Genomic DNA, 12,489 nt, shown 5'->3' with positions numbered 1-12,489 from the left:
ATTTGAGTACGCTTAAAAACAGTTTTTTAGATGCTTGGTAGCTTAAGAATTTCCAATTCCGATGTTTTTTATGGTTGACATATCACCACTGGGCTGATTGGAGAAGGCTATAATCAGTAGGGGATAAAGAAAACCCACTTCCATCACGTTTTATTTTCCGCGGTAGCCAAGCTTCATGGAAACACGTTTACCAGTTTCCACTAAACGCTCTGTAAGGGTATTAATATGTTTTGCAGAAACGTTAAAGCTAACAAATCCTATACTTACTGCACCAACTACTTCATTGAAACCATTTAAAATAGAAACTGCAATGGAGGATGTTCCTGCTGTTCTTTCACCATGACTAATGGCAAATCCTTGTAGTCTTATTTGCTCAAGCTGTGCCTCTAATTCAACGATTTCTTCATGAGGAATAAGCTGTTCAATAATTGCCCTTGCTTGAGAAAATGGAATTGTGGCTAATATTGCCTTATTTGCAGCCCCAATATGCATCGGTATACGAATACCTAACTGATCGTAAATACGAATTGGATTAGCTGCACTGTCTATTCTTTCAATAATAATTGTATCTAAACCAGCAGGCTTACTTAAATAGACACTTTCCTCGACTTCTCTTGCTAAACGCTCTAATTCTGGCCTAATTTTACTAATGTAGTCCATCGTATCATACACTTGTAAGCCAAGTTCCATCCATATTGTACCGAGACGATATTGTTTAGTTTGATCGTCTTGTTCAATCATTCCTTCCTTAATCATCGCTTTTAAAATTCTATGTAATGTGCTAAGTGGTAAATTGCATTTTGCCGAAAGCTCTGAAATGGACAAGCTGTTTTCATTTGCTTCAGAAGCCAAAATTTTAGCGATTGTCATAGCTCGTTCTAATAATTGCATTGATGTCCCACCTCTCTTTCATTCATTTTATTTTTATTCCGTCTCTACGTCTAGCTACGTAATTGTGGATATCTATTTCATTATGCTTTTTATTCAAAAAGAAAGAATATATAAATTATTCTAAATATATTGACAGTATACATTAAAACACATATATTTTTCATATAAACTTTCCTCTCAACGGAAACGTTTTCCACTACACGGAAAGGGGTGAAGGGAATGCATTATTGTTCGTCAATGTATGCACCTTTGAAACACGTAATAGTAAAACATCCAAAAGATGCTTTCCGAAACCAAGAGTATCTTAGCGATGAATGGAAAACATTTAACTACTTATCAGAGCCTATCTATAATGAGGCTCTTAAAGAATACGCTGAATTTATGAGTATTTTAGAAAAGTATGTTGAAAAAATTGATTTTTTACCAGAATCAGATGAAGTAGGGTTGGATTCGTTGTATGCGCATGATCCTGTAAAGTTCACACCAAAGGGTGCCATTATCTTGAAATCTGGCAAAACATTAAGACAGCCAGAAGCAGCTGTTTATAAAGCATTTTTACACGAAAAGGGCATTCCAGTTATCGGAGAATTAACTGGAGAGGCTGTATCAGATGGTGGCGATATTGTTTGGCTTGATGATTGTACTCTTGTTGTAGGTAGAGGTTATCGAACGAATGATGAAGCTATTCGTCAGCTAAAGGACATGACAGAGGATATTGTCGACGAATTCATTGTTGTACAGTTACCGCATGATTTAGGTGAAGCGGAATGTTTACACTTAATGTCCTTCATTAGTATGGTGGACAAGGATTTAGCGGTTGTGCATTCACGATTAATGCCAGTTTTTTTTCGTCAGCTTCTAATCGAACGAGGTATTCAATTAATTGAAGTTCCGAATGAAGAGTATGATGCGCTAGGTTGTAACGTTTTAACACTTGCACCTAGAGTATGTATTGTCCCCAATGGAAATCCAATTACAAAGCAACAATTACTTAATGCAGGTGTAACAGTTTACGAATATAAAGGAAATGAAATTTCGCTAAAAGGAACAGGTGGACCGACATGTCTAACTTGCCCAGTAGTAAGAGGATAAAAGGAGATGAAGTACAATGTTTAAAAATGTTATTGTAAAAAATCCAGGAAATAGCTATGTAAATGGTTTAACGACTAGTGACTTAGGAAAACCGATTTTAGAAGAATTATTTAAGCAGCATGAAAAATATGTTGAAGCTTTGAAGAAATGTGGCGTTGAGGTTACACAGCTTCCAGCAAATGAAGCCTTCCCAGATTCAACATTCGTAGAGGATACAGCTGTTTTAACACCTGAATTTGCCATTATTTCAAATCCAGGTGCAGAAGCTCGTAATCGTGAGATTGAGGGAATCGAACCTGCTGTTAAAAAGTTCTATGAAAATTTATATTATATCGATGGCCCAGGAACACTTGATGGCGGAGATGTATTGCAGGCAGGAAAGAAATTTTATGTTGGCATCTCTGACCGTACTAATGAAGAAGGGGCTCGACAATTTAAAGAAATCGTTGAAAAAGAAGGCTATGAGGCAACGATTATTCAATTGAAGGAATTTTTCCATTTAAAAACGGGCATCGCATATGTTGGTGAGAATCGTATGGTGCTAGCGGGAGAGTTTATCGACCATCCTGCATTCGAATCCTATGAAAAAATTATTATTCCAAAAGAGGATGAGTATTCAGCAAACTGTATTCAAATAAATGATTATGTCATTATTCCAGCAGGCTATCCAGAAACCAATCGTAAATTAAATGATTTAGGCTACCAAACAATTGAGCTTGAAATGTCTGAATTTAGAAAACATGATGGCGGGCTAAGCTGCTTGTCATTACGTTTTTAATTCAATACCCAATCAATTTATCTCCTATAAATTGATTGGGTACTTTAGTAGAGCTAATATCAGAATTTTCGATATATAGATAACAACTAGAGAGTGGGGATGGATGTTGAGTAAAGGGGAACAACGGCAAGATAATCAATTAAACCGTTCAATGAAAAGTCGTCATTTATTAATGCTATCGCTCGGTGGAGTTATTGGAACAGGACTATTTTTAAATGTTGGCTACACAATTAATCAGGCAGGTCCAGGAGGAGCATTAATTGGTTATTTATTTGGTGGCTTAATATTGTACATGGTCATGAATTGTCTTGGAGAATTAGCTGTTTACATGCCTGTAACTGGTTCTTTCCAAACCTATGCATCACGTTTTATCAGTCCTTCAGCAGGATTTTCTTTAGGGTGGATGTATTTTGTCGGTTCAGCTGCCACAGCGGGAGTAGAATTTACTGCGGCAGGAATTTTGATGAAACATTGGTATCCAAATGTCCCTGTTTGGGTATGGTGTGCCGTATTTATGGTACTGTTATTTACTTTGAATGCATTAACTACTAGAGGTTTTGCAGAAGCAGAATTTTGGTTTGCAAGCATTAAAGTCATTGCGGTGATTGCATTTATCATTATAGGAGTTGCTGCAATCTTTGGATTGATACCTTTAGCTGATCGTCCAACACCACATTTTACGAATTTAGCACCATCTGGTTTACTCCCGGCAGGTATTTCGATTATATTTGTCACGATGATGAATGTTATCTTTTCTTATCAAGGTTCAGAACTTGTAGGGATTGCAGCAGGAGAAACCGAAAATCCAGAGAAAAATATTCCACGGGCAATAAAAACAATTCTTTTTAGAATTATAGTTTTCTATATTGCTTCTATTATTGTTTTATCTGCAATATTCCCTTCATCGGAGCTTGGACTACTGGAAAGTCCTTTTGTCACATTGATGAATTTAGCTGGCGTTCCATATGCTGCTGGCATTATGAACTTTGTTATTCTAACAGCGATATTATCCGTAGGTAACTCATGTTTATATGCTTCTACTCGTTTATTATGGTCGATGTCAAAAGAGGGGATGGCTCCCAAATTATTTGGACGACTAACGAAAAACAAAGTGCCATTAAATGCACTCGTTTTCACGATGCTCTTCTCTCTGCTTTCTTTATTAACGAGTGTGATGGAAGCAGATGCAGTATTTGTTTTACTTATGTCTATTGCAGGAATTTCTGTAACAATTTCATGGATGGGAATTTGTGCATCTCAATTGATGTTCCGATATCGTTATGTCAAAGCAGGAGGAGATGTATCTGAATTGAAATTTAAAACACCATTTTATCCATTGATTCCAATGTTCTGCATTGTTTTTTGTACACTAATTCTTATCTTTTTAGCTTTCGATCCAACACAAAGAGTTGGTTTACTTTATGGAATTGGATTCTTTATCGCTTGCATGATTTTCTATAAATTAAAATTGAGTAAAACAAATACAGTTTCTTCTGAGATCAGTTCATCACCATAACGTGGGGGTGATTTCCGTTCCGACTGGGCGCTTTCCTGGGGGCGTCCGATGAGCCGCTTCACTCGCGCTACTCGCTCCAGGGTCTCATCTGTGACGCTAATTCCCAAGGAGTCGCCCAGTCTCCACTCCAATCAAAAATTATATACATGGCATACGTTTGAATGTATCCCAATTTTTAATGATGAATTGAAATTGAAGTAAAAAATGTGGAATCATTTCATATACATTGAAATGAAATGCAATTGATTTTGAGAAAATAAAGGAGAATTTTTATGAATGTTTATCTTTGGGATACATCTGAAAAGCTACGCGCATTATTATGTGAAATTGTCAGTTGGGAAAGTAGGACATTAACAAAAGGTGAACATGAATTTGCCTATAAATTAAAAAATAAATTGCAAACGCTTACTTATTTTCAGAAAAACCCGGAACTTATTGAATTGCATGATGCGGGTCTTGAACGCAATGCTGTGACTGCCTTGTATAAGCATCCATTTGCAGTAGAAACGGTTGTTTTAATAAGTCATTTTGATACTGTCCATACCGAAGAATATGGTGAGCTTGAGCCATTAGCCTTCTATCCTGAAGAGCTTACAAAAAAGCTAATGGAACCTAAATACAAAAAAGATTTACCAGAAGCCGCAAGAATTGATTTAGAATCGGGTAACTATTTATTTGGTCGTGGGACGATGGATATGAAAATGGGGCTTGCTTTGCATATGCAGTTGATTGAAAAGGCAAGTATCGAAGAATGGCCAATCAATCTAATTTTAACAGCTGTGCCAGACGAAGAAGTGAATTCTGCTGGGATGCGTGCAGCGGTTGTAGAGCTTGTCAGACTTCGTGAACAGCATGGCCTCTCTTATAAACTATTTTTAAATAGTGAGCCTTCTTTTTCACAAGGCCCAGCTGATATTAATGAATATATTTATTCAGGAACTATCGGTAAAATTATGCCTGCTGCCTTATTTTATGGAAAAGAGACTCATGTGGGGGAGCCATTAAAAGGAATGACAGCAAATTTTATTGCCTCATACATGACGCAGCATATGGAGTGGAATCCAATTTTCCGTGAAACAGATCTAGGTGAAAGTACGCCATTACCTGTATCCTTACAATTAAAAGATTTGAAAAGGGAGTATTCTACACAAACACCTTATCGTGCAGCAGCCCTTTATAATGTGTTTTTATTAAAGCGCACAGCATCAGAAGTAATGGGTATTTTTGAACAAGTTGCATTGGAAGCGATGTCAGCTTGTAATGAACAATATAAGCGAATTTGTGAGCGGGAAAAAGTTCATGGCGTAGGTGAAGTAAAGGTACTTCGTTATGAGGCACTTTTAGAGTATGCGGTTAAGAAATTAGGGACTGAGGAAGTAAGTTTAATAAAAAATCAGGTTCTTGAAAATAGTGCCTGGGATGATCGAGAGAAATCTATTCGCATCGTAGATCAGTTAATGATTCGTTGCCAGGAACTAGCACCAGTGACAGTGTTGTTATATGCGCCACCTTACTATCCTGCGATTAATTCATCCAATCATCCCCTAGTCATTCAGTCGATAGAGTTAATGAAGAAGACAGCCAAAACATTTGATATTGAAGTAGAGCAAATTCATTATTTTAATGGTATTTGTGATTTGAGCTATGTCAATTATTCCGATAACTCAAATGAATGGACAGCATTCGAGCGCAACACACCGGTATGGGGGGACACGTATAGTATTCCATTTGAAGCTATGTCCGCACTACAGGGTCCTGTTTTAAACGTTGGACCTTTTGGCAAGGACGCCCATCAAAAGACAGAAAGATTACATGTGGATAGCGCGTTTAAGGAAATGCCAGTGATGATTGATACGCTAATAAAAAGCTTATTTTAATTTAAGGTATGGCTCTGTTAAATAATATTGTTGATTATTAAATCAAGGACCTTGTGAGGTTCTTGATTTTTTGCTTTTAGAAGTAAGGCGTTGAAAGTAATTTTCATAACAACTTACTTGTAAAGTAACACCCGATTCACCAATTAACTTAATTGATTCTGGTTCAAAGATTACATTGTTGTTCATACCTGGAAAACGCCCAGTCGGAACGAAAATCAACCCCTTGCTTTGCCGAAGAATCATTTTTTTACATAACATTTTCATTTCATTGAAACAATAGTTTTACAAAAAACATGGAAGTTGATTTTTGAAATAAAGCATCAGCTTTTTTATTTTTTTTGAGAATATTTTATGCAGCGAAGTGAAATGCCTGCTATAAAGTTTTGTTTTTGACTACATGAAACCTGCCTAGCAATATGGTAGGTTTTTTGAGCTTTTTTAAAGGTCGAGCTAATCTTGTTCAATTTTCAACGATTTTGCAAAGACTACTTGTATTTTTCATTATTTAGACGATAAATAAAGGACAAATTATTGCAAGATTGTTTATTAGGGGCGGAAGAAGTTATGGGAAATCAAGAAGAGCTAGCTCTCTCTATACAAAAAGAAATGATTCAATTTAACTTAAAACGCATGCGAACAGTAGCATGGATATTGATGTATATATCAGCCATTATTACAATTATTCATTATGGCGAGGTCTTCTTTGTGAAAACAGAAAGAGCGATGGTGCCAGCTTATATAGCCATCCACACTATATTGTTTTATCTAGATCTAGCGGTGTTATTATTTGTGAAAGAAAAGAAACTTAAGGTTACATCCCTTAATTTACGAAAATACGAAACGATCTTACTTGCTTACATCTATACAATATTGTTATTAATTTCTGTCATAACCGTAATGGACGTTTATTTCTTTAAACATACTGCTCTTTATGAGGTGCTGTTTTTATTGATTTGCACTGTTTTTGCTATCCCTTTCCTGAAAATTTTTTGGATTATGTTAATAACAGTGTCGCCAATTTTAATAAGTGCTTATTTGAGTGTTGGAATATCAGGTGAAAGCATTAAAATATTTTTACCGATGTCTCTTATTATTCCCATAGGGCTAATGATTCAGCGTCATACTTATAAAGTTCAAAGTAAAATTACGAAGCAACATATTTTATTACAAGAAGAAATGAAAAAATCTAAGAATTTGTCAAAATTATTAGCTGAGAAAAATAATGAACTATCAGAACAAGTGCTTCGGGACACGTTGACAAATTTGCCTAATCGACGAGCCTTTAATAATAAATTGACACAAATAGGGCAACAACTTAGTAAACCAACATCTTTATCGGTCATGATGATTGATATTGATTTCTTTAAAAATTTAAATGATTATTACGGTCATTTACAGGGTGACGAAGCATTGATAAAGGTGGCTGCTCTATTAGATGAAATTGCAGAAAAGTATAATGCATTTGCAGCGCGGTGGGGAGGCGAAGAGTTTGTAATCGTTAGTCAGCATGCCGCAAAGTTTTCAGAGCATGTTTGTGAGGAAATTCTAGAGGAAGTACGCAACTTAAATATTCGTCATGAACGTTCGGAAGTAGCTGATATTGTAACAGTCAGCATCGGGATGTGTCATGCCAAAATTTCAAATAGCGAGCAACTGAAAATATGCTGTGAATTAGCTGATCAAGCACTATACACAGCAAAACAAAACGGTCGTAATAACTTTTACTGCAAAAGTGGAAATTTCGATGAAGATGTATGTTTACCTTTTTAATGTCAGTAAAACGTTGATACAATGCGCTTTCATGCCTTCTAAGGTTGCTTAATGCATAACGAAAGTGTTACAATATCATTTAGTCAAAAAGAGCCAAGGGGGCATTTCTATGTCAATTGAATTAAACAATGAATTCGGCCAAATTGATATTTCAACAGATGTACTTGCACAAATAGCTGGTGGCGCTGCTGTAGAATGCTACGGTATTGTTGGCATGGCATCTAAACATCAAATTCGTGATGGTCTAACTGATATTTTACGTAAAGAAAATTTTGCAAAAGGTGTTGTTATTCGAAAACAGAACGACGATTTACATATTGATATGTACATTATTGTTAGTTACGGGACAAAAATTTCGGAAGTTGCTTATCAAGTACAATCGAAAGTGAAATATACAGTGGATAAAACATTAGGTATGAGCGTGAAATCTGTCAATATCTTTGTGCAGGGCGTTCGTGTAGCGAATGATTAAGAGGAGGAACTAATTCTAATGCAGTCTTTAGACGGAATAAAGTTTGCAGAAATGGTGCAAATGGGTGCTCATCACCTATTCCAAAATGCAAATTATGTTGATTCATTAAATGTATTTCCAGTACCAGATGGTGATACAGGAACGAATATGAACTTATCGATGACATCTGGGGCAAAGGAAACGGAGCAGTATGCGTCAGAACATATCGGCAAAACAGCTCAAGCTTTATCAAAAGGTTTACTTATGGGAGCACGCGGAAATTCAGGCGTTATTTTATCGCAGTTATTCCGTGGCTTTGGTAAATCGATCGAAAAAGAAGCGACAATTGATGCCATGGGCTTTGCCGGTGCCTTCCAAGCAGGCGTAGAAACTGCTTATAAAGCAGTAATGAAGCCAGTTGAAGGAACGATTTTAACGGTTGCACGTGAAGCGGCGAAAAAAGGTGTAGAAGTGGCAGAAACTGAAACCGATATCATTGCAGTGATGGAAGCATTTACTGCTGAAGCACAGGCTTCGTTGCAACGTACGCCTGAACTTCTTCCTGTTCTAAAAGAAGTCGGTGTTGTAGATAGTGGCGGTCAGGGTCTTCTATTTGTGTATGAAGGATTTTTAGCATCTTTAAAGGGCGAGCCATTACCGGTGAAAAATGAAGCAACTTTAGATGATTTAATTAATGCAGAACATCATAGAGCACAAGATTTCATGAATACTGTGGATATTGAATTTGGTTATTGTACAGAAATCATGGTACGTTTTGAAGAAGGAAAAGAGCCATTTAGCGAAGAACAATTCCGCAATGAATTAAATCCTCTAGGTGATTCTTTACTCGTTATTTCAGATGAAGAAATTGCAAAAGTGCATATTCATTCTGAACAACCAGGCGCTGTTTTAGCAATGGGTCAAAAATATGGTAGTCTTATTAAAATTAAAGTCGATAATATGCGTGAACAGCATTCTGCCATTGTTGGTGAGGATCATAAAGCTCCTTCTTCAGCTAAAAAAGCAGAAAAGCACCCATATGCAATTGTAACGATTGCAATGGGCGAGGGAGTTGCTGAATTACTTCGTTCAATTGGTGCCTCTTATGTTATTGAAGGCGGTCAAACAATGAACCCTTCAACTGAAGATATTGTGAAGGCAGTACAAGAAATTGGTGCTGAAAAAGTATTGATTTTACCAAATAACAAAAATATCGTGATGGCAGCAGAACAAGCAGTAGAGCTTTTAGATATAGAAGCGGCTGTAGTTCCAACGAAAACAATCCCTCAAGGTATGGCAGCAATTTTATCGTTTAATCCAGAAGCGGCAGTTGAAATGAACCAAGCAACAATGACAGAAGCCTTCGCAAATGTTAAAACTGGCCAAGTAACTTATGCAGTTCGAGATACATCTATTGATGGTGTGGAAATTCATAAGGATGATTTCATGGCTCTTGCAGAAGGGAAAATTGTATTATCTACTCCAGCATTAAAAGATGCTGCTGAGAAGGTGATTACTGATTTGGTGGATGAAGATGCAGAAATTGTAACAGTCATCTATGGTGAGGATACAACCGAAGAAAATGCCTCAGAATTAGTGAAATTCATTGAAGAGAATTATCCAGAGGTTGAAGTAGAGTTATTTAATGGTAAACAAGGATTATATCCATATATTATTTCAGTAGAATAATTCACTCTACTTTGCGCATAAGTAGACAAAGCAGTGCACAAGCCGTGTACTGCTTTTGTTTATGGTACAAGGAGAATAGGGGATAATAAACGAGCTAAATTAGCTAAAAATAAATGATTTGATGTATGCATCCAGTAGACACTGAACTTGGAAATACTGGAATATCAGCATTTTGAAATTATTGTGTATACGGAGTAGACAAAAGTTAATCTATATTTCCGTTGTGTAAATTATAGTCGTGTAAATTTTCTGAAAGTTGATAAAGAAGTGCTTTACTTTTATAGTAACTATCAAGCATGATATAAATAAAAAATCGATATTATTATAAGGATAGAATAGAGGGATGTTATTATGAAGTTTACTTCAGTATTTGATATTATTGGACCAGTGATGATTGGGCCTTCTTCTTCTCATACAGCAGGTGCCGCACGAATTGGACGCGTTGCCAGAGATTTATTTGGAAGACAACCAAAATGGGCGAAAATCCACTTATATGGTTCGTTTGCTGAAACGTATAAAGGACATGGAACAGATGTAGCTTTGGTAGGGGGCCTATTAAATTACGATACATTCGATGAGCGGATCAAAACAGCTTTTGCCGATGCAGAAAAGGCAGGGTTAGATTATGAGTTTATCCCAGAAACAGCAAATATGGAGCATCCGAATACAGCTCGCCTTGTAATTGGCGATGATGAAGGAGAGATGTCCGTTGTTGGTATTTCTATCGGTGGCGGTAAAATTGAAGTGAGTGAGGTTAATGGCTTCAAACTACGTCTAACAGGTGGTATGCCAGCAATCCTTGTTGTTCATGATGATCGTGCTGGCTGTATTGCCAATGTGGCAAATTGTTTAGCGATGCATACAGTCAACATTGGACATATGGAGGTTTCACGTATAGAACGTGGTTTAACGGCCCTTATGGTGATAGAAGTCGACCAAAACATTGAGGATAAAATATTACAACAAATTTCTTTAATACCACATATTTCGAAGGTTTCTAAAATTAATAACTAAGGAGGTGCCCCAATATGGACGTATTGTTTCATAATGTTCGTGAACTAGTTGAACGAGCGGAGCAAGAAGGAAAGCTAATTTCTGAAATTATGATTGAGCAAGAAATGTTAATAACTGGACGCTCAAGAGATGAAATTATACAGCAAATGGACAATAATTTAACGGTGATGGAAGAAGCTGTTGAAAGAGGCTTGAAGGGTGTAAAATCTGTAACAGGCTTAACGGGCGGTGACGCAGTATTGCTTCAAAATTATATTGCGCAAGGCAAATCACTGTCGGGGGATTTATTACTAGACGCGGTGAGTAAGGCTGTTGCAACAAACGAAGTTAATGCAGCTATGGGTACAATTTGTGCTACTCCAACTGCGGGTTCTGCTGGGGTTGTACCAGGGACATTGTTCGCGGTAAAGAACAAGCTAAATCCGACGCGTGAGCAAATGATTCGTTATTTATTCACATCGGGTGCTTTCGGCTTCGTTGTTGCTAATAATGCTTCGATTTCAGGTGCCGCTGGAGGCTGTCAAGCAGAGGTTGGCTCAGCTGCTGGTATGGCAGCGGCTGCGATTGTAGAGATGGCTGGTGGTACGCCTCAGCAATGTTCAGAAGCATTTGCTATTACATTGAAAAATATGCTAGGGCTTGTTTGTGACCCGGTAGCGGGATTAGTAGAGGTTCCTTGTGTTAAGCGAAATGCTATGGGAGCGGCAAATTCCCTTGTGGCAGCGGATATGGCACTTGCAGGGGTCACAAGTCGCATCCCGTGTGACGAAGTGATTGGTGCGATGTACCGAATTGGACAATCTATGAGTCCGAATTTAAAAGAAACTGCACGTGGAGGACTTGCTGCAACACCAACAGGCAAAGCTATTAGCAGAGCCATTTTTGATAATGGCAATTTAGAAAGTATCAAGTCACTTCAAAAATAAAAATATTCAACACGCTTTTCCTAAGTGGAAGGCGTGTTTTTTTGAGGTTCTACATGGTGTAGGTGAAAATGTAAGGCATAATGGTGAAATAGTTCGGGAGGGTAGTTTTGACAAAGAGAGTTTTGCCAACAATGTTCATTTGTTCTAGTTTGCGATTTACAACAATTAATAACCCTCTTCATAATTGAAATTGGGTCATTTTTTAATTGATGTTGCATTAAAATTTGGACACTTTCTAAAAAGTAACTTACCCGCATTCATCTCACCACTTATAGAGGTAGGAGACTTTTGTAACTGCCGTTTCACTTACATTACATAAAAGATTTGTACCTGTCACTATGCTTTCGATACAATAAACATTCACTGATAGAAGTTAAAACGAACGCCGTGTATATAAGTTGATTGGAGTGGAGGCTGGGCGACTCCTTGGGGATTAGCGTCACAGATGAGACCCTGCAGCGAAGCGAAGCGGCTCATCGGACGCC

Annotated in this window: 10 protein-coding genes; 9 read left to right on the top strand and 1 reads right to left on the bottom strand. The window is 37.2% G+C overall.

Going from position 1 to position 12,489, the window contains the following annotated elements; translation table 11 throughout:
- Window positions 1-150 precede the first annotated feature (150 nt).
- Window positions 151-891: an IclR family transcriptional regulator gene (locus ACQKOG_RS26600; protein WP_427448571.1), complete on the bottom strand. Its 741-nt coding sequence runs from the start codon at window positions 889-891 to the stop codon at window positions 151-153.
- A 219-nt stretch (window positions 892-1,110) separates the two neighbouring features.
- Between ACQKOG_RS26600 and ACQKOG_RS26595 the strand changes: the two genes are divergently transcribed.
- The 9 genes from ACQKOG_RS26595 to sdaAA all read left to right on the top strand — a co-directional run bounded on the left by ACQKOG_RS26595 (window position 1,111) and on the right by sdaAA (window position 12,004).
- Window positions 1,111-1,983 carry a dimethylarginine dimethylaminohydrolase family protein gene (locus ACQKOG_RS26595; protein WP_427448570.1) on the top strand — a complete coding sequence of 291 codons (873 nt, stop codon included), beginning with the start codon at window positions 1,111-1,113 and terminating at the stop codon, window positions 1,981-1,983.
- Between the two features lie 16 nt (window positions 1,984-1,999).
- Complete coding sequence (locus ACQKOG_RS26590) at window positions 2,000-2,761, top strand: dimethylarginine dimethylaminohydrolase family protein (protein ID WP_427448569.1); 762 nt, start codon at window positions 2,000-2,002, stop codon at window positions 2,759-2,761.
- A gap of 103 nt (window positions 2,762-2,864) precedes the next feature.
- On the top strand, window positions 2,865-4,277 hold the full coding sequence (locus ACQKOG_RS26585) for an amino acid permease (protein WP_427448568.1): 1,413 nt from the start codon (window positions 2,865-2,867) through the stop codon (window positions 4,275-4,277).
- Between the two features lie 272 nt (window positions 4,278-4,549).
- A complete protein-coding gene (locus tag ACQKOG_RS26580) occupies window positions 4,550-6,154 on the top strand; it encodes a M20/M25/M40 family metallo-hydrolase (protein ID WP_427448567.1) in 1,605 nt (534 codons plus the stop codon).
- Window positions 6,155-6,718: 564 nt separating this feature from the next.
- Complete coding sequence (locus ACQKOG_RS26575) at window positions 6,719-7,924, top strand: GGDEF domain-containing protein (RefSeq protein ID WP_427448566.1); 1,206 nt, start codon at window positions 6,719-6,721, stop codon at window positions 7,922-7,924.
- A gap of 109 nt (window positions 7,925-8,033) precedes the next feature.
- Complete coding sequence (locus ACQKOG_RS26570) at window positions 8,034-8,396, top strand: Asp23/Gls24 family envelope stress response protein (RefSeq protein WP_132357473.1); 363 nt, start codon at window positions 8,034-8,036, stop codon at window positions 8,394-8,396.
- 18 nt (window positions 8,397-8,414) lie between these two features.
- Window positions 8,415-10,064, top strand: a complete 1,650-nt coding sequence (locus ACQKOG_RS26565; protein WP_370075261.1) for a DAK2 domain-containing protein — start codon at window positions 8,415-8,417, stop codon at window positions 10,062-10,064.
- Between the two features lie 351 nt (window positions 10,065-10,415).
- Complete coding sequence (gene sdaAB, locus ACQKOG_RS26560) at window positions 10,416-11,078, top strand: L-serine ammonia-lyase, iron-sulfur-dependent subunit beta (RefSeq protein WP_370075260.1); 663 nt, start codon at window positions 10,416-10,418, stop codon at window positions 11,076-11,078.
- A gap of 14 nt (window positions 11,079-11,092) precedes the next feature.
- On the top strand, window positions 11,093-12,004 hold the full coding sequence (gene sdaAA / locus ACQKOG_RS26555; RefSeq protein ID WP_370075259.1) for an L-serine ammonia-lyase, iron-sulfur-dependent, subunit alpha: 912 nt from the start codon (window positions 11,093-11,095) through the stop codon (window positions 12,002-12,004).
- The last annotated feature ends 485 nt before the right edge of the window (window positions 12,005-12,489 follow it).

The sequence above is a fragment of the Lysinibacillus sp. NPDC093216 genome (assembly GCF_050280325.1).
In the GTDB taxonomy this organism is placed as follows: Bacteria; Bacillota; Bacilli; order Bacillales_A; family Planococcaceae; genus Lysinibacillus.
This window is presented reverse-complemented; position numbering and strand designations above follow the sequence as displayed.